The sequence below is a fragment of the Pseudomonas sp. WJP1 genome (genome assembly GCF_028471945.1).
Classification (GTDB): domain Bacteria; phylum Pseudomonadota; class Gammaproteobacteria; order Pseudomonadales; family Pseudomonadaceae; genus Aquipseudomonas.
The window spans coordinates 3,736,169-3,753,359 of sequence record NZ_CP110128.1 but is presented as its reverse complement, the minus strand read 5'-3'; the positions used below and the strand labels follow the sequence as shown (position 1 = coordinate 3,753,359).

General features: G+C 63.0%; 16 protein-coding genes. 9 read left to right on the top strand and 7 right to left on the bottom strand.

The features are described from left to right. Positions 1-25: 25 nt before the first annotated feature. From OH720_RS16765 to OH720_RS16740, 6 genes are all read right to left on the bottom strand, one after another. The gene (locus OH720_RS16765; RefSeq protein ID WP_272602081.1) at positions 26-1,327 is read right to left on the bottom strand and encodes an OprD family porin; all 1,302 of its coding nucleotides are present in this window, start codon (positions 1,325-1,327) and stop codon (positions 26-28) included. 120 nt (positions 1,328-1,447) lie between these two features. Further along, positions 1,448-1,927, bottom strand: a complete 480-nt coding sequence (locus OH720_RS16760) for a MarR family winged helix-turn-helix transcriptional regulator (RefSeq protein ID WP_008062357.1) — start codon at positions 1,925-1,927, stop codon at positions 1,448-1,450. A 73-nt stretch (positions 1,928-2,000) separates the two neighbouring features. Then, the gene (gene aliB, locus OH720_RS16755) at positions 2,001-3,140 is read right to left on the bottom strand and encodes a cyclohexanecarboxyl-CoA dehydrogenase (RefSeq protein WP_272602080.1); all 1,140 of its coding nucleotides are present in this window, start codon (positions 3,138-3,140) and stop codon (positions 2,001-2,003) included. 59 nt (positions 3,141-3,199) lie between these two features. Beyond that, a complete protein-coding gene (locus OH720_RS16750) occupies positions 3,200-3,982 on the bottom strand; it encodes an enoyl-CoA hydratase-related protein (RefSeq protein ID WP_180204228.1) in 783 nt (260 codons plus the stop codon). A 31-nt stretch (positions 3,983-4,013) separates the two neighbouring features. Continuing rightward, positions 4,014-4,781: an SDR family NAD(P)-dependent oxidoreductase gene (locus tag OH720_RS16745; RefSeq protein ID WP_272602079.1), complete on the bottom strand. Its 768-nt coding sequence runs from the start codon at positions 4,779-4,781 to the stop codon at positions 4,014-4,016. Positions 4,782-4,826: 45 nt separating this feature from the next. After that, positions 4,827-6,422 (bottom strand): AMP-binding protein, encoded by a 1,596-nt coding sequence (locus tag OH720_RS16740; protein WP_272602078.1) that lies wholly within the window; start codon positions 6,420-6,422, stop codon positions 4,827-4,829. Positions 6,423-6,651: 229 nt separating this feature from the next. Between OH720_RS16740 and OH720_RS16735 the strand changes: the two genes are divergently transcribed. From OH720_RS16735 to OH720_RS16695, 9 genes are read left to right on the top strand one after another with little or no spacing between them, the layout of a single operon-like run. Beyond that, positions 6,652-7,428, top strand: coding sequence for an enoyl-CoA hydratase (locus OH720_RS16735; protein WP_272602077.1), 777 nt, complete (start codon positions 6,652-6,654; stop codon positions 7,426-7,428). 51 nt (positions 7,429-7,479) lie between these two features. Further along, on the top strand, positions 7,480-8,340 hold the full coding sequence (locus OH720_RS16730) for an enoyl-CoA hydratase/isomerase family protein (RefSeq protein WP_272602076.1): 861 nt from the start codon (positions 7,480-7,482) through the stop codon (positions 8,338-8,340). 49 nt (positions 8,341-8,389) lie between these two features. Beyond that, positions 8,390-9,586 (top strand): acyl-CoA dehydrogenase family protein, encoded by a 1,197-nt coding sequence (locus tag OH720_RS16725; protein ID WP_272602075.1) that lies wholly within the window; start codon positions 8,390-8,392, stop codon positions 9,584-9,586. 11 nt (positions 9,587-9,597) lie between these two features. Further along, entirely contained in the window at positions 9,598-10,740 is a 1,143-nt protein-coding gene (locus tag OH720_RS16720; RefSeq protein ID WP_272602074.1) for an acyl-CoA dehydrogenase family protein, read from the top strand. A 30-nt stretch (positions 10,741-10,770) separates the two neighbouring features. Next, positions 10,771-11,520 (top strand): electron transfer flavoprotein subunit beta/FixA family protein, encoded by a 750-nt coding sequence (locus OH720_RS16715; RefSeq protein WP_272602073.1) that lies wholly within the window; start codon positions 10,771-10,773, stop codon positions 11,518-11,520. Beyond that, positions 11,520-12,449 (top strand): electron transfer flavoprotein subunit alpha/FixB family protein, encoded by a 930-nt coding sequence (locus OH720_RS16710; protein WP_272602072.1) that lies wholly within the window; start codon positions 11,520-11,522, stop codon positions 12,447-12,449. Before OH720_RS16715 ends, OH720_RS16710 begins: the two co-directional genes overlap by 1 nt. A gap of 52 nt (positions 12,450-12,501) precedes the next feature. After that, a complete protein-coding gene (locus OH720_RS16705; protein ID WP_272606466.1) occupies positions 12,502-13,980 on the top strand; it encodes a 3-hydroxyacyl-CoA dehydrogenase in 1,479 nt (492 codons plus the stop codon). Further along, a complete protein-coding gene (locus tag OH720_RS16700) occupies positions 13,977-15,179 on the top strand; it encodes a 3-oxoadipyl-CoA thiolase (RefSeq protein WP_272602071.1) in 1,203 nt (400 codons plus the stop codon). The genes OH720_RS16705 and OH720_RS16700 overlap by 4 nt, the downstream gene beginning before the upstream one ends. Before the next feature lie 34 nt (positions 15,180-15,213). Further along, on the top strand, positions 15,214-16,395 hold the full coding sequence (locus OH720_RS16695; protein ID WP_272602070.1) for an acyl-CoA dehydrogenase: 1,182 nt from the start codon (positions 15,214-15,216) through the stop codon (positions 16,393-16,395). Positions 16,396-16,481: 86 nt separating this feature from the next. On the opposite strand, the gene OH720_RS16690 is transcribed toward OH720_RS16695, so the two are convergent. Further along, positions 16,482-17,168 (bottom strand): nitroreductase, encoded by a 687-nt coding sequence (locus OH720_RS16690; RefSeq protein WP_272602069.1) that lies wholly within the window; start codon positions 17,166-17,168, stop codon positions 16,482-16,484. Between the last annotated feature and the right edge of the window lie 23 nt (positions 17,169-17,191).

Below are 17,191 nucleotides of genomic sequence, written 5' to 3'. Positions count from 1 at the left end.
CCGCCGCCCTTGACTGCCCGGCGGCTTACCAGAACTTGAAGGTGTAGGCGATGATCAGTCGATTCTCATCGACGTCGGTCGTGTCGCTGCCGCGATACGTCACATTGCGCCAGCGCAGGCTCAGGTTGCGCAACGGTCCGCCCTGGATCACGTAGCCGATGTCGGTGTTGCGCTCCCACTCCTTGGCGCCAACAGCGCGAATCTCGAAGTCATCGCCGCGCATGTAGCGCGTCATCAAGGTCAGGCCGGGGATGCCCAGGGCGGCAAAGTCATAGTCATATCGCAGTTGCCAGGAGTCTTCCCCGGCCCGCACGAAAGGCTGGTATGTGCCATTGTTCAAAGCCCATGGGTCGGCCACCAACAGGTAGGGCAGGCCGGTGTCGCCATTCTGGTTCTGATAGCCCAGGCCCAGGGAGTGGCCGCGGCTGCTCAAAGTCAACATGCCACCCAGATAGCGGTTGTCGACATTGGTGCGGCCCTCGTCATCGCTGCCGAAGTAGCGCACGTCGGCCTTCAGGTTGACGCTTTCGCTCAATGGCGCCTTGTACAAGAGGCTGGCGGCATTCTGGCTGTAGTTGTCCTTGAGCTCGGCGCGATAAACCGTGGCGCTGAGGCTGGGCAGGAAGGCGTAGGTAAAGCCGCCATAGTTGAAGCGGTCGGTGGGCACGCCACCGGTGGAGCCGTCGGCCGCCATGCGCATGTCCTCGTAGTCGGACGAGTCGCGCTGGTGCGCCTGGCGAAATTGCCCGGCGGTGAGGCTCAGATCCTGGATATCGGTGGAGACCACCTGCCCACCGCGATAAGTCTGTGGCAGCAGGCGCGTGTCATTGCGAAACAGCACCGGCATCACCGGTTCATGGTTGCCGAGGGTGACGAGGGTCTTGGCGACCTTGAGCTTGGCAGTCGGTGCCAGGAAGCTGTACTCGTCGACCGGCTCGCCGGTGCGCTGGTTGCGCTGCAGCACGCCAGTGCCGCTGCTGCCGCCACCGGAGTCGAGCTTGACGCCTACCAGCCCCAGCATGTCCAGGCCCACGCCAATCGTGCCCTCGGTGAACCCCAAATTACCGCGCAAAATGAAGCCTTGCGCCCAGTCTTCCGCCTTGCTCTGGGGCTTGCCATCGTGGCGTGGGCCGTCAAACAAACCGGCGTCCCGGTAATCACGATTCATGTAGAAATTTCGTGTTTCCAGGCTCAAGTGACTGTCGGCGATGATGTCTGCATGGGCCTGTGAAGCGAGCAGTAACGCCGAGACACAAGGGGCCTTGAAGGAATACCGGGCACGAGTCGGCCCGGCCAGATGCCCGGTGACGGGATTGGCTGTACGCATGATGAGAGGTTCCTGCCTGCTGTGAGTTGTTTTTGTTGTTCAGCCAGCCCCGGGAAGGGGGCTGTTTTAGGGTTTCATGAACAATGACGCTTCGGCGAGGGCAGGAAGGTGGGGATCAGCCTATTGCGCCTCGTCGTCTTGCGGCTCGTCGCCGAGCGATATGGCGACCATGTCGCCTTGCAGCTTGTTGAGGTAATGCAGCAGGCTGACGCTGTCGTCGAAACTGAAGCCTTTCAACGCCTGCTGGTAAAACGTCTGGATCCGCTCCTGCAACGAGTCCCAGAAGGCCCGGCCGGTATCGGTCAGTTGCACCAGGCGCGCACGTCCGTCATCCGGATGCGGCACGCGCAACACATGGTTGTCGCGCTCCATGCGCTTGAGCACGCCGTCCAGGCTCTGGCGACTGACGAACAGGTACTCGGTCAGTTCAAAGAACGAGATACCGCCTTCATAACGTTCACGGGACAGGGCGCCGAGCACGGCCCATTGCACCGTGCTGATGCCCATCTCTTTCTGGACTTGCCGCTGCAACACGTTGCCGGTCTGGAACAGCCGGAAAAACAGCGTGTTGGGTACGGATCGGGTATCGCTATTGTTCATTGATGTTCCTTATCGGCTCCGTCAGGGCGAGCACGGTTGTATGAGCGCCCGACCTGATGGAGCAGGCAGGGCATCAATTGGGGACAAATTCGCGCGCGATGATATTTTTCATGATCTGCGCGGTGCCGTCACCGATTTGCAGGCCAAGTACATCGCGCAAGCGCTGGGCGAACGGCAGGTCCTCGCCGTAACCGGTGTGCCCATGCGCCAGCAGACACTGCTTGACCACATCGAACGCCAGTTTCGGGCCCCACCACTTGTTCATGGCCGCTTCGGCATTGTGTGGCAGCTTATTATCCTTGAGCCACAGGGCGTAATAACACTGCAGGCGGGCAGCATGCACGTAGGTCTGCAATTCTGCCAGAGGGTGAGTCAAACCCTGGAACGAAGACAAGGCCTGGCCGAAGGCCTTGCGCTCGGTCAGCCACTGCCAGGTTTCATCCAGCGACTGTTGGGCCAGGGCCAGGCACTGCAGGCCGATCAGGGCGCGACTGTAGTCAAAGCCTTGCATGACTTGCTTGAAGCCCTTGTTCTCATCGCCCAGGCGATGGTTGACCGGCACCTGCACATTGTCAAAAAAAATCGAGCCGCGACCGATGGCGCGCTCGCCGGCATCCTCGAAGCGGGTCGTGCTGATGCCGGGCAGGTTCATCGGCACCAGGAACGCGCTGATACCGCTGGCGCGTTGTTCCACGGTGCCGGTGCGGGCGAAGACCACGGCGACGTCTGCCTGGTCGGCCATGGAAATCGACGTTTTCTCGCCGTTTAGCACATAGACATCGCCCTTGAGCTCGGCCTTCAGGCGCAGGCTGGCGGCATCGGATCCGCCGCTGGGTTCGGTCAGGGCGATACAGGCTACCTTGCGCCCGGCGGTCATTTCACCCAGCCATTCCCGGGCCAGGGAGGAGTCGGCGTATTGGGCGATGATCTGGCCGTTGAGCGACGTCAGCAGCGGGATGTACGCCACATTGAAGTCGCCACGGGCCAGCTCTTCGATGATCAGGCCGGCGGTGACGCAGTCCAGGCCGCTGCCGCCGAATTCTTCCGGCAGTTCACCACCGAGCAGGCCCATCTCGCCCATCTGGGCAATGACTTCGCGCTCGATGCGGCCATCGCGATCCCGTTGGCGGTAACCGGGGGCGAGGACGTCGGCGCTGAATCGGGCGACGCTTTCGCGGATGGCATTTTGTTGTTCTGTGAAGGCGAAATTCATGATGCTCTCCAGGCCATTCGGGTGCTGTGCCGGCAGCGCGATGGCTGCCGGCGCAGGGATCATTTGTAGAATTTACGGAACTCGGGTTTGCGCTTTTCCTTGAACGCGGCGACACCTTCCTTGGACTCCTCGGTGTCGTAGTACAGGCTCAGGGCCTGCATGCCGAGGCCGCCAATGCCGCCGATATTGGCGCTGTCGGCATTGAACGAGCGCTTGGCGATGGACAGCGCGGTCGGGCTCTTCTCGAGAATTTCCTCGCACCACTTCTGTACTTCTTCATCGAGCTGCTCGTGAGGCACCACGGCGTTGACCAGGCCCCAGTCCAGCGCCTGCTGCGCGCTGTACTTGCGGCACAGGTACCAGATCTCGCGGGCGCGTTTTTCGCCGATCAGGCGCGACAGGTAGGCGGTGCCGTAACCCGGGTCGACCGAGCCGACCTTGGGACCGACCTGGCCGAACACCGCTTTGTCGGAAGCGATGCTCAGGTCGCAGACCACGTGCAGCACATGCCCGCCGCCGATGGCAAAGCCGTTGACCCGGGCGATCACCGGCTTGGGCACTTCGCGGATCAGGTTCTGCAGCTCTTCGACCGGCAGGCCGATCAAGCCGCGACCGTCGTACTGGCCTTCATGAGCGCCCTGGTCGCCACCGGTGCAGAAGGCCTTGTCGCCAGCGCCGGTGAAGACGATGACGCCGATTTCCTTGTTCCAGCCGGCACGGTTGAACGCGTCGAGCAGTTCCATGCAGGTCTGGCCGCGAAATGCGTTGTAGCGCTCGGGGCGGTTGATGGTGATGGTCGCGACGCCGTTGAGTTCGTGGTACAGGATGTCTTCGTAGTTCATTGCATGCTCTCCCATTTGAGTGTGGTCTGGCTTAGCCAGCCATCGTCAGGCCGCCGGACACGCTGATCACTTGACCGGTAATGAAGTTGGCATCGTCGCTGGCGAGCAGGGCGATGATTCCCGGATAGTCTTCCGGCTGGCCGAGGCGACGCATCGGCACGGCATTCTTGAAGGCTTCCAGGAGTTTTTCCGGGTTGTTGGAGGTGTCGGCCACGCTCTTGAGCAGCGCGGTGTCGGTGGGACCTGGGCAGACCACGTTGACGTTAACGCCCTTGGTCGCCAGCTCCCGCGCCAGGGTCTTGCTCAAGCCCACCAGGCCAGCCTTGCAGGCGGCGTACACGGCCTCGCCCGAAGAACCGACGCGGGCGGCATCGGAGGCGACGTTGATGACTTTGCCGCCACCGGCCTCGAGCATTTTCGGCAGCACCACGTGGTGCATGTTCAGGGCGCCGGTCAGGTTGATCGAAATCAACTGCTCCCACTGCTTGGGCTCGGTCTTGAGGAAGGGCATGAAGCGGTCGAAACCGGCGTTGTTGACCAGTACAGTCGGCACGCCCAGGTCTTTTTCGATGGCGGCCACGGTGTCGGTGATGGCGGCGTAGTCGGTGATGTCGGCGGCGTAGGCGACGGCCTTGCCACCGGCTTCGCGGATCAGGTCGACGGTGGTTTGTGCAGCATCGCTGTCGCGATCGAGCACCGCCACCAGGCTACCTTCGGCGGCGAAGCGCAGGCACACGGCGCGACCGATGCCGCCGCCACCGCCGGTGATGATGACGGTTTTTCCATTCAGGCCTTTCATAGGGGCATTCTCCAATTATTGATTTGCGCGATTTGAGGTGAGGGTTCAGCGGCGCTTGACCGGGGCGATGCGAATGCTCGCGGCCCGCTCATGCAGCTTGAATTTCTGGATCTTTCCGGAAGGCGTGCGGGGCAGGGCAGGCAGCACTTCCAGGTATTCGGGCAAGTAGTTGCGCGACAGGTTGTGTTCGAGCAGGAAAGTCACCGCCTCGTCGAGGCGCAGGTCCGTGTAACCGTCATGCAGGGTGACGTAGGCGCAAACCCGCTCGCCTAGACGCTCGTCGGGGCAACCCACCAGGGCCACCGCCGAAATGGCCGGGTGCTTGTAGAGCAGGTTTTCCACCTCGACCACAGGGATGTTTTCGCCGCCGCGGATCACCACATCCTTGGTTCGCCCGGTGATGCGGATATAGCCCTGGGCATCCATGCGGGCCAGATCGCCGGTGGCGAACCAACCTTGGGCGTCGACGCTGTAGAGGTCGGGACGCTTGAGGTAACCCACGAACAGGCTGGCGCCGCGGACCTGAAGATGGCCTTCGCTGCCGGCAGGGGCTTCAATGCCGACATCGTCGACTACCCGTACTTCCACCAGGGGCAGGGCCAAACCATCGGTGTAGATGGACCGCTCGGGATCGTCCTGCGGACGGGTCATGGTCGAGGCTCCGGATTCAGTCATGCCCCAGGCCGAGATGATTTTCGCGTTGAGGCTGTTGCCGGCCTTTTCCACCAGGCTTTCCGGAATCGGCGCACCGGCCGAGACGAAAATCCGCAGGCTCGACAATGCATCGCGGTGCCCAGGGGCAAGCTCGATCAGGTCGGCGAGGAAGGGTGTCGAGGCCATCGTGAACGTCGGGCGCTCGGCGGCGATGATCTTCACGGCGGTGCGCGCATCCCACACGTCTTGCAGAACCGCTGCCGCGCCGAGGTAGATGGGCATCAGCATGCCGTAGAGAAACCCGGTCTGATGGGCCATGGGCGAGGCCATGAAGACAATGTCCTGGCGGCCAAGTCCCAGGCGCTCTGCATAGGGAATGATGTTGCTCAGCAAGGTTTTGCTGGTGTGCAGCACACCCTTGGGTTCACCGGTGGTGCCGGAGGTGAACAGCAGCTGCACAATGTCATCGGCCTGCGGGCGACGCTCGGCGAACAGCGCCTGGGTATCGCCATTGTTTTCCCATGCCCGCTCCAGCAGTTGCCGTTCGAAGCTGTTGTCGCCTTCGCCACCGATCACCAGTACTTGCCGCAGTTCAGGCAAATCAGCGCGCAGGCCCTCGGCCATGCTGGCGTAGTCGAAACCCCGGAAAAGCTTGGGCACGACCAATAGATGACTGCGGGCGTGGCCGAGCATGAAGCGCAGCTCGCGTTCGCGAAAAATCGGCATCAATGGATTGAACACGGCACCGATACGGGCACAGGCCAGGAACAGGGCGGTCATCTGCCAGCTGTTGGGCAACTGGCAGGACACCACGCTGCCTTTTTCCACGCCCAGGGCGGCCAGGCCGGCGCCCATGCGGGTCACCACGGCATCCAGTTCGCCGTAGGTAAACGAGACGGGGGTGTCTTCGCCGCTCTGGTAACTCGACAGGGCGCGGCACTCTGCGCCCCGGGCAAGCTGCGCATCCCAATAATCTGTAATGATCATGTCACTACTGCTGGGCGTTTCTGGATGACGCTCTGCGGGTGTGCCTGTCCAGGTGTTCATTTGTATATTTCGACTCTTAAGGGTTTGAGTTGTTGTTATCTGGCGATCTGGTGTTGCCCTTTCGATGAGCTGAAGATAAGGCTTTCAAAATTAATATGTCAACATGTTGTCTTTATATTTTTCTGTGGATATATTCGAAGGCATTCCCGCAGAACAAGAGGTAGATGACATGGCTTTCCTGAACATCCTTGTCGAGCAGCGTGCCGCCGTCGGCCTGATCCGCCTGAATCGCCCGACTGTCTATAACGCGCTCAATGACGCCTTGATGACTGAACTGGGCCAGGCGCTGCTGGCCTTCGAGGCCGATGAGCAGATTCGTGCGGTGGTCATCACCGGCAACGACAAAGCTTTCGCCGCCGGTGCCGACCTCAGCGAATTGCAGTTCAAGGGTTTTGCCGATGTGTACCTGGAGGACTTCGTCACGGCCAACTGGGAGACCGTCACCCGCTGCCGCAAACCGGTGATTGCAGCGGTTGCCGGCCTGGCGCTGGGCGGAGGCTGCGAGCTGGCGATGATGTGCGACATGGTGATCGCCGCCGACAACGCGCGGTTCGGCCAGCCCGAAGTCAAGGTCGGCACGCTGCCCGGCGCCGGCGGCACCCAGCGCCTGACCCGCGCCATCGGCAAGGCCAAGGCCATGGACCTGTGCCTGACCGGGCGTTTCATGGATGTCGATGAAGCCGAGCGTCTGGGCTTGATCAGCCGCGTGGTGCCCCTGGCCAGCCTGCTGGATGAAGCCCTGGCGGTGGCCGCGCAAATCGCCGCTCACCCGGCCATCGCGGTCAAGCTCAATAAGGAAGCGGTCAACCGGGCCTTCGAAACCACCCTGGCCGAGGGCGTGCAGTTCGAGCGGCGCCTGATGCACGCCAGTTTTGCCAGCCAGGACCAGAAGGAGGGCATGCAGGCCTTCGCCCAGAAGCGCCAGCCGGTGTGGACTCACCGCTGACAGGCGCGACCGATTGGCAAGCCGCATAACAACAAGAAGAGGAACTGTCCGATGACTTCAGTCGTACAAATGACCCACGAGGCAGGCGTGGCCTTGATCCGGGTCGACAACCCGCCGGTCAATGCCCTTGGCCACGCCCTGCGCGCCGGGTTGCTGGAAGCCTTTAGAGAGGCCGAACGGGACGCGCAGGTCGAATTGATCATGCTCTATTGCGTGGGCAAGACCTTTATCGCCGGCGCCGATATTCGCGAGTTCGGCCAGCCGGCCCAGGCGCCGATCCTGCAGGAACTGACCCTGGCCATCGAAAACGGCAACAAGCCTTCGCTGGCGGTGTTGCACGGTTCGGTGCTGGGCGGCGGGCTGGAAGTCGCGCTGGGTTGCCACTACCGCATTGCCCACAGTGCCACCCGGCTCGGTTTGCCGGAAACCCGCCTGGGGCTGTTGCCCGGTGGTGGGGGCACCCAGCGCTTGCCGCGTCTGGTGGGTGTCGAAACAGCGCTGGAGATGATCATCACGGGTGAACCGATAGAGGCGAGCCAGGCGTTGGGACTTGCTCTTGTAGACGCTCTGTTCGACGACGAGCCTCTGGTCGCAGGCCTGCGGCATGCACGGCAACTCTTGGCCGAGCAGGCCCCAGTGCGGCGTGTCGGCCAGATCGAAATTCCCACGACACCTGCCGAAGCCAGCGCCTTGATTGAGGCCCGACGCAGCGAAATCAGCCGTACCCAAGCTGATTCATTCTCGGCGCCGCGTTGCCTCGCCGCCGTCGAAGCGGCAACGCAAATGCCGTTGAGCGAAGGCCTGCAGCGCGAGCGCACGCTGTTTCTCGAGTGCATGGCATCGCCCCAGCGCGCGGCGCTGATCGAAGACTTCTTTGCCCGGCGCCAGGCGGCCAGGCAACGCCAAGGCTGAACTTGCGGCCAGCCTCGGGGTTGGCCTGACCATCGATAGAGGACTTTGCATGGACATCCATTACACACCCGCCGAGCTTGAGTTCCGCGCCGAGGTGCGGGCCTTTCTCAGTGACGCGCTACCCGCAGACATCGCCAGCAAAGTTCGCCTGGGCAAGCGCTTGAGCAAGGACGACCACCAACGCTGGCAGCGCATCCTCGCGCGGCGCGGCTGGTACGCGGCCAATTGGCCGGTGGCCTTTGGTGGCACTGGCTGGGGCGTGGTGCAGAAACACATCTTCGAAGAAGAATGCGCCACCTTCGGCGCACCACGCCTGATCTCCTTCGGCGTCAACATGGTTGCCCCGGTGATCATGAAGTTCGGCAGCAAGGCGCAGCAGGCGCATTACCTTCCGCGCATCCTCAGCGGTGAAGACTGGTGGTGCCAGGGCTATAGCGAGCCGGGCGCGGGCTCGGACCTGGCCAGCCTCAAGACCCGCGCCGTGCGTGAGGGCGAGCACTATGTGGTCAACGGTCAGAAGACCTGGACCACCCTGGGCCAGCACGCCAACATGATTTTCTGCCTGGTGCGCACGGACAACGAAGCCCAGCAGCAGCGGGGTATTTCCTTCCTGCTGATCGACATGGCCAGCCCCGGCATCAGCGTTCGCCCGATCATCACGCTCGAAGGCGAGCATGAGGTCAACGAGGTGTTCTTCGACAACGTCCGCGTACCGGTCGAGAACCTGGTGGGCGAAGAGAATCAGGGCTGGACCTGCGCCAAGTACCTGCTGACCCACGAGCGCACCGGGCAGGCCGGTATCGGCCAGTCCAAGGCGGCACTGGCGCACCTCAAGGAGGTGGCCCGGCAGGAACTGCGCAACGGTTTGCCGCTGCTGGACGATTTGCAGTTTCGCCTGCAGGTCGCCGAGGTTGAGATTCAGCTGCTGGCCATCGAGATGAGCACCTTGCGCATCCTCGCCGCCGCCCAGGCCGGCGGTGTGCCCGGTGCCGAAAGCTCGATCCTGAAGATCAAGGGCTCCGAAATTCGCCAGGCCATCAGCCACTTGCTGCGCAAGGCGCTGGGCACCAAGGCGCTGCCCTTTGTCGAGGCCGAACTGCACGACGATTTCACCGGTACTGCACTGCACAGCGACTACAGCGCCGCCCCCGCCAGCCAGTATTTCAACCTGCGCAAGCTGTCTATCTACGGCGGCTCCAATGAAATTCAAAAGAACATCATCGCCAAGATGATTCTTGAGCTTTAAGGAGGTACGCAATGGACTTCACACTCAGCGCCGAGCAGCAGATGCTGCAAGACACCGTGGCCCGACTGGCCCGCGATCACTACAGCTTCGAAGCCCGCGAAGGCTACTACCGCAGCGAAGCCGGCATGAGCCCGGCGTTCTGGAACCAGATGGCCGAACTGGGCCTGTGTTCGGTGCCGATTGCCCAGGCACACGGCGGTTTCGGTGGCAGCGGCGTGGACAACCTGCTGATCATGACCGAGCTCGGTCGCAACCTGTGCCTGGAACCGTTCCTGCAGTCGCAGATTCACGCGGCGGGCCTGCTGCAGCAACTGGGCGATGCCAGCCAGCAGGCAGACCTGTTGCCGCAAGTCGCTGGCGGCTCGCTGCAACTGGCGGTGGCTTTGGAAGAACTGCAAAGCCATTACCAATTGCACGACGTGCAGACCCAGGCACGTGCGGTCGAGGGTGGCTGGTGCCTGTCCGGGCGCAAGATCGCCGTGGTCGGCGCGGCCAGTGCGGGGTTGATCCTGGTGTCTGCGCGTACAGGCGGCGATGCGCTGGGCGAACAGGGGATCAGCCTGTTCCTGGTCGATTCCCAGGCGGACGGTTTGCAGCGTCGCGATTACCCCTGCATCGACGGCCCGCGTGCCAGCGACCTGATCCTCGACGATGTCTTTGTGGGTCGGGGCGCGTTGCTTGGCAACGTCGGCGAGGCCTTGCCAGCCTTGCGTTATCAGCAGGGTCGCGCGATTGCCGGGCAGTGCGCCGAAGCCATCGGCGGCATGGAGGAAGCTTTTCGCCTGACCCTCGACTACCTCAAGACTCGCAAGCAGTTCGGTGCCCCCATCGGCAAGTTCCAGGTGCTGCAGCACCGCATGGCCGACATGCGTGGCGAGCTGGAATTGGCTACCTCGATGGCCATCCTCGCTGCCTGCGTGGCCGATCAGGCCGACAGCGACGAACGCAGCCGGCAACTGGCGGCCGCCAAATTCGTGGTGGTGCGCGCCGCACGCCTGATCGCCGAGCAAGCGATCCAGTTGCACGGCGGCATCGGCATGACCTGGGAATACAGCCTGGCCCATCACGCCAAAAGGCTGGTGATGCTCAGTCACCAGTTGGGTGATGACGATCACCATTTGCAGGCCTACGCCGCGCTGCTGCACAGCGCCTGATCCATCACAGCACTCACACGGGAACACACTATGAAAGTACTGGTTGCGGTAAAGCGCGTGGTCGATTTCAACGTCAAGGTTCGTGTCAAGGCCGACCAATCCGGCGTCGACCTGGCCAACGTCAAGATGGCGATGAATCCCTTCTGCGAGATCGCCGTGGAAGAAGCGGTGCGTCTGAAAGAGCAAGGGGTTGCCACCGAGGTGGTGGTCGTCAGCATCGGCAGCAGCGCGGCACAGGAGCAACTGCGCACCGCTCTGGCCCTGGGCGCCGACCGTGCCATTTTGGTCGAGGCCGGTGAAGAACTGGGTTCCCTGGCCGTGGCCAAGCTGTTGAAGGCGGTGGTCGACAAGGAACAGCCTCAGCTGGTGATCCTCGGCAAGCAGTCCATCGACAGCGACAACAACCAGACCGGCCAGATGCTCGCGGCATTGAGCGGCTACGGGCAGGGCACCTTCGCCTCCAAAGTCGCCATCGACGGAGACAGTGTCGCCGTGACCCGCGAAATCGACGGCGGCGCACAAACGGTCGCGCTGAAACTGCCGGCCATCGTCACCACCGACCTGCGCCTGAACGAGCCGCGCTACGCGTCGCTACCCAACATCATGAAAGCCAAGAAAAAGCCGCTGGAGGTGCTCACTCCGAGCGCCCTGGGCGTGAGCTGCACGGGCACCGTGCAGACTTTGAAAGTCGAAGCGCCGGCCGCGCGCAGCGCCGGGATCAAGGTCAAGTCGGTGGCCGAACTGGTCGAGAAACTCAAGAACGAGGCGAAGGTAATCTAATGGCTATCCTGGTTATCGCTGAACACAACAACGCGGCGCTGGCGGCCGCTACCCTGAATGCCGTGACCGCTGCGCAGCAGATCGGTGGCGACATTCATCTGCTGGTCGCAGGCCATGGCGCTGGCGCCGTGGCTGAAGCGGCGGCGCAGGTTGCTGGCGTGGCGAAAGTGCTGCTGGCCGACAACGCCGCGTATGCTCACCAATTGCCGGAAAACGTGGCTCCTCTGGTTGCCGAGCTTGGCAAGGGCTACAGCCACGTCCTCGCTGCCGCCACCAGTAACGGCAAGAACATCCTGCCGCGGGTTGCCGCGCTACTGGATGTCGACCAGATCTCGGAGATCATCGCGGTCGAAAGTGCCAATACCTTCAAGCGCCCGATCTACGCGGGCAATGCCATCGCGACGGTGCAGTCATCTGCCGCCGTCAAGGTGATCACTGTACGCGGCACCGGGTTCGACGCCGCTGCCGCTGAAGGGGGCAATGCCGCCATCGAAGCGCTGAGCCTGGTCAGCGACAGCGGCCGGTCGGCGTTTGTCAGTGAAGCACTGGCCAAGTCCGACCGTCCGGAGCTGACCGCGGCGAAGATCGTTGTGTCAGGTGGCCGTGGCATGCAGAACGGCGACAACTTCAAGCACCTCTATGCACTGGCCGACAAGCTCGGCGCGGGCGTGGGGGCGTCGCGCGCCGCGGTCGACGCCGGTTTCGTACCCAACGACATGCAGGTCGGCCAGACCGGCAAGATCGTCGCGCCGCAGTTGTACATCGCCGTGGGCATCTCCGGCGCCATCCAGCATCTGGCCGGCATGAAGGATTCCAAGGTGATCGTGGCGATCAACAAGGACGAAGAGGCGCCGATTTTCCAGGTGGCCGACTACGGCCTGGTGGCGGATCTGTTCGAGGCCGTGCCGGAGCTGGAACGGGCAATCTGAGGAGGTGCATGTGAATACGTTCAGACAGATCGGTGTGATCGGCAGCGGTGCCATGGGCCGGGGAATCGCCCAGTTGTTCGCCACCGCGGGCGTTCCGGTGTTGCTGTATGACAGCCGCAGCGAAGCAACGGAGGAAGCGCTGCAAGCCAATCGCGCGTTGCTTGAGCGATCCGCCGCCAAGGGCAAGTTGAGCAGTGAAGCACTGGCGACGGCATTGGCTTGCATGCGCCCGGCCATCAGCCTTGAAGCCTTGGCCGATTGTGATGTGTTGATCGAGGCGATCGTGGAAAACCTCCAGGCCAAGCAGTCGTTGTTCCGCGCGCTGGAGCAAGTCGTAAGGCCCGATGCGGTGCTGGCGACCAACACTTCATCCTTGTCAGTGAGCCTGATTGCCAGTGCTTGCAAGCATCCCGAACGGGTCGCCGGGTTTCACTTCTTCAACCCGGTGCCACTGATGAAAATCGTCGAGGTGGTCCGTGGCGAACTGACCGACCCGCAGGTGGTTCAACGCCTGGCGGCGCTGGCCGGGCACGCCGGACATTTTGCCGCAACGACGCCTGACTCCCCGGGCTTCCTGGTCAACCATGCCGGGCGGGCCTTTGGTCCGGAGGCCTTGCGTATCCTCGGCGAGGGGATTGCCACACCGGCGCAGATCGATCGCATCCTCAAGGACAGCCTCGGCTTTCGCATGGGGCCGTTCGAACTGTTCGACCTGACCGGCCTGGACATTTCCCATGCGGTGATGGAATCGATTCATACCCAGTTTTACCAGGACCCGCGCTACACCCCTTCGGCGCTGGTGCCTCCGCGTCTGGCCAGTGGTTTGCTCGGGCGCAAGACCGGGCAGGGCTTCTATCGCTACCAGGACGGTGGCGTGGTCGAGCAAGCACAACCGGCGCATCCGCAGGTGTCGATCACCCAGCCGTTCTGGCTGGACTGCGACGACTCGACCATGCGCGAGCGGATCTCTGCGGTGCTGTCGGTTGCCGGCGTGGCGCTGGAGCAGGGCGATCAACCGAGTGCGCACGCCATCTGCCTGGTCACGCCTTTGGGCGAGGATGCCAGCAGCGTGATCGCCCGCAAACGACTGCCACCACGACGCAGCCTGGCGCTGGAGACCTTCGTCGGTTTCGACACGCGCCGCGTGCTGATGCGCCAACCGGCGCTCGATCCACAGGTCCTGGCCCAGGCGCGCCAGGCCCTGGGTGCCGATGGTGTTCCAGTGGAGGTCATCAATGACTCGCCGGGGTTCATCGCCCAGCGCGTGCTCGCCGGGATCGTCAACCTGGGTTGCGAAATTGCCCAGCGGCGCATCGCCGAACCCGCGATCCTCGACCGTGCGGTGCAGTTGGCCCTCGGTTACCCCCATGGTCCGCTGGGTTTTGGCGACCATTACGGTGCTTTGCAGATCCAGCAGATCCTGCACCGACTGCATGAGCTGTATCAGGAGCCGCGCTACCGGGTCAGCTCCTGGCTGCGGCGTCGTGTGCAGCTCGGCCTGCCCCTGACCACCCCCGAGGAGCAAGCATGAGCGCCTATATCTACGATGGCCTGCGTTCGCCTTTTGCTCGTCACGCTGGCGCCCTGGCCGCTGTGCGCCCGGATGACCTGCTGGCCAGTGTGGTGTGTGCCTTGGTGGCGCGTAACCCGTTCGACGTGCGCGACTATGAAGACTTGATCGCCGGCTGCAGCAGTCAGGCCGGTGAGGACGGGCGCAACCTGGCGCGTCATGTTGCACTGCTGTCCGGCCTGCCGACGGCCGTTGCCGGGCTGACTGTCAATCGTCTATGTGGCTCCGGCCTGGCCGCCGTGCTGGATGCAGCGCGTGCCGTGCGCTCAGGCGAGGGTGAGTTGTTTATTGCTGGTGGCGCTGAGAGCATGAGTCGTGCGCCGTTTGTGGTGGCCAAGGCGCAAAGCGCATGGTCCCGTGATTTTCATGTGTACGACAGCTCAATCGGCGCACGCTTTCCCAACCCGAAGGTAGAGTCCGGGTTCGGTGCCGATTCGATGCCGCAGACGGCGGACAACGTCGCCCGTGAACTGGGCATCACTCGCGAGGACGCCGACCTCTATGCCGCGCGCAGTCAGGCGCTGTTCGACGCGTCCGTTCGCGATGGTTTCCAGGCCGGTGAAATCCTGCCGATCGAAGTGCCGCAAGGGCGCAAGCAGCCACCGAAGATCGTCGACCGTGACGAACATCCGCGCCCACAAAGCAACTTCGAGGCGCTGTCCGACCTGCAACCGCTGTTTAACGGCGGTGTTGTCACCGCGGGCAACGCCTCGGGCATCAACGATGGCGCGGCAGCGCTGCTGATTGGTTCGCGGGCCATTGGCGAAAAGGCCGACCTCAGGCCTCGCGCGCGCATCCTCGCCGGCGCCGTGGCCGGGGTCGAACCACGCCTGATGGGCCTCGGCCCGGTGCCGGCCTGCACCAAGGCCTTGCAACGCGCAGGCTTGACGCTTGCCGACATGGACCTGATCGAAATCAACGAAGCGTTTGCCGCACAAGTGCTCGGCTGTGCCCGGCAACTCGGCGTGGCCTTCGATGATCCGCGCCTGAACCCCAACGGTGGTGCCATTGCCATCGGCCACCCACTCGGTGCTTCCGGCGCTCGCCTGGCCTACAGCGCGGTGCGGCAACTGGAACGCAGCAACGCACGCTTCGCCCTGGTCAGCCTGTGCATTGGCCTCGGCCAGGGCATTGCCTGCGTAATCGAACGCCTCGACTGACCAACATTACAAGAACCCAACCGGAGAATGACCCATGGCCAACAAGGCAAGCTTCAACTGGATCGACCCGCTGCTGCTCGATCAGCAACTCACCGAAGAAGAGCGCATGGTGCGCGACAGTGCCCAGCAGTTCGCCGCCGACAAGCTGGCGCCTCGGGTGCTGGAGGCTTTTCGTCACGAGCAGACGGACCCTGCGATCTTTCGCGAAATGGGCGAGACCGGCCTGCTCGGCGCAACCATTCCCGAAACCTACGGCGGCAGCGGCCTGAACTATGTGTGTTATGGCCTGATCGCCCGGGAAGTCGAGCGCGTGGACTCGGGCTATCGCTCGATGATGAGCGTGCAGTCCTCCCTGGTGATGGTGCCGATCAATGAATTCGGCAACGAAGCCACCAAACAGAAGTACCTGCCCAAGCTGGCCAGCGGTCATTACATCGGCTGCTTCGGCCTGACCGAGCCGAACCATGGCTCCGATCCGGGCTCGATGATCACCCGGGCACGAAAAGTCGACGGCGGCTACCGCCTGACCGGCAGCAAGATGTGGATCACTAACAGCCCGATCGCCGACGTGTTCGTGGTCTGGGCCAAGGACGATGAAGGGCAGATTCGCGGCTTCGTCCTGGAGAAGGGCTGGCAGGGCCTGAGCGCGCCGGTCATTCACGGCAAGGTCGGGCTGCGTGCGTCGATTACCGGCGAAATCGTCATGGACAATGTGTTCTGCCCCGAAGAGAACGCCTTCCCGGATGTGCGCGGCCTGCGCGGCCCGTTCACCTGCCTGAATTCGGCGCGCTACGGCATCGCCTGGGGCGCACTGGGCGCGGCCGAGGACTGCTGGCACACCGCGCGCCAGTACGTACTGGACCGCAACCAGTTCGGTCGCCCGCTGGCTGCCAGCCAGTTGATCCAGAAGAAACTGGCGGACATGCAGACCGAAATCACCCTGGCCCTGCAAGGCTGCCTGCGCCTGGGGCGGATGAAAGACGAAGGCACGGCCGCCGTTGAAATCACTTCGATCATGAAGCGCAACAGCTGCGGCAAGTCGCTCGACATCGCACGCCTGGCGCGGGACATGTTGGGTGGCAATGGCATCAGCGACGAGTTTGGCGTGGCCCGTCACCTGGTCAATCTGGAAGTGGTCAACACCTACGAAGGCACCCACGACGTGCATGCGTTGATCCTCGGTCGGGCGCAGACCGGCATCCAGGCGTTTTTCTGATGCTTGCCTGGCCAGTCTGAAGCCGGCGGCAAGCCAAAAAAAGGCGATGGTCATACAACCATCGCCTTTTTTATGCGGGTACCTGGCTATCCAGGCACGTGCTCGGTGAAACCATGGAAGGACGTGAAAGCGGCGACCGGCTCGCGCTGTGTCTGCAGGCTGTTTTCCGGCGCGTCGCGGTCCTCATGCCCGAGTGCGATGCCGCAGACCAGGATGTCCTCATCCGCCAGAGGCACATGCCGGCGCACGATCTGGTGATACCAGGCGAACGCGGCCTGGGGGCAGGTGTGCAAGCCCTGGCCGCGAGCGGCGAGCATGATGTTCTGGATGAACATGCCCAGGTCGATGTAGCTGCCGGTATTGAGTCGGCGATCGAGGCTGATCAACAGGCCGACCGGGGCATCGAAGAAATGAAAGTTGCGCAGGTTCTGATGCTCGCGGGCCTCCCGGTCGTTGCGGTCGATGCCGAGCGCTTCATACAGGCCATAACCGGAGGCGCGACGACGGCCCTGATAGGGTTCGAACCAGTTGTCCGGGTAATACTGGTATTCAGGATCATGCTGGCCGGCTTGGCCGGTGGACGCCAGGATATCGGCACACAGCGCCTGCTTGGCATCGCCGGTCAGCACATGGACATGCCACGGCTGCACGTTGTTGCCGCTGGGCGCCCGGGAGGCCACCTTGAGGATATGTTCGATCACCGGCCTGGAAATACCCATGGGCAGGAAGCGGCGGACCGATTTGCGGGAGCGTATGGCGTTGTCTACATGCATGGATCTTCTCCGATTATGCGCGG

Excerpts from the sequence above, each read along its gene's own strand:
- OH720_RS16715 (WP_272602073.1), top strand. The coding sequence starts at position 10,771 with ATGAAAGTACTGGTTGCGGTAAAGCGCGTGGTCGATTTCAACGTCAAG.
- OH720_RS16765 (WP_272602081.1), bottom strand. The coding sequence starts at position 1,327 with ATGCGTACAGCCAATCCCGTCACCGGGCATCTGGCCGGGCCGACTCGT.
- OH720_RS16695 (WP_272602070.1), top strand. The coding sequence starts at position 15,214 with ATGGCCAACAAGGCAAGCTTCAACTGGATCGACCCGCTGCTGCTCGAT.
- OH720_RS16745 (WP_272602079.1), bottom strand. The coding sequence starts at position 4,781 with ATGAAAGGCCTGAATGGAAAAACCGTCATCATCACCGGCGGTGGCGGC.
- OH720_RS16735 (WP_272602077.1), top strand. The coding sequence starts at position 6,652 with ATGGCTTTCCTGAACATCCTTGTCGAGCAGCGTGCCGCCGTCGGCCTG.
- OH720_RS16710 (WP_272602072.1), top strand. The coding sequence starts at position 11,520 with ATGGCTATCCTGGTTATCGCTGAACACAACAACGCGGCGCTGGCGGCC.
- OH720_RS16700 (WP_272602071.1), top strand. The coding sequence starts at position 13,977 with ATGAGCGCCTATATCTACGATGGCCTGCGTTCGCCTTTTGCTCGTCAC.
- OH720_RS16750 (WP_180204228.1), bottom strand. The coding sequence starts at position 3,982 with ATGAACTACGAAGACATCCTGTACCACGAACTCAACGGCGTCGCGACC.
- OH720_RS16730 (WP_272602076.1), top strand. The coding sequence starts at position 7,480 with ATGACTTCAGTCGTACAAATGACCCACGAGGCAGGCGTGGCCTTGATC.
- OH720_RS16720 (WP_272602074.1), top strand. The coding sequence starts at position 9,598 with ATGGACTTCACACTCAGCGCCGAGCAGCAGATGCTGCAAGACACCGTG.
- OH720_RS16740 (WP_272602078.1), bottom strand. The coding sequence starts at position 6,422 with ATGATCATTACAGATTATTGGGATGCGCAGCTTGCCCGGGGCGCAGAG.
- OH720_RS16690 (WP_272602069.1), bottom strand. The coding sequence starts at position 17,168 with ATGCATGTAGACAACGCCATACGCTCCCGCAAATCGGTCCGCCGCTTC.
- OH720_RS16705 (WP_272606466.1), top strand. The coding sequence starts at position 12,502 with ATGGGCCGGGGAATCGCCCAGTTGTTCGCCACCGCGGGCGTTCCGGTG.
- OH720_RS16725 (WP_272602075.1), top strand. The coding sequence starts at position 8,390 with ATGGACATCCATTACACACCCGCCGAGCTTGAGTTCCGCGCCGAGGTG.
- aliB (WP_272602080.1), bottom strand. The coding sequence starts at position 3,140 with ATGAATTTCGCCTTCACAGAACAACAAAATGCCATCCGCGAAAGCGTC.
- OH720_RS16760 (WP_008062357.1), bottom strand. The coding sequence starts at position 1,927 with ATGAACAATAGCGATACCCGATCCGTACCCAACACGCTGTTTTTCCGG.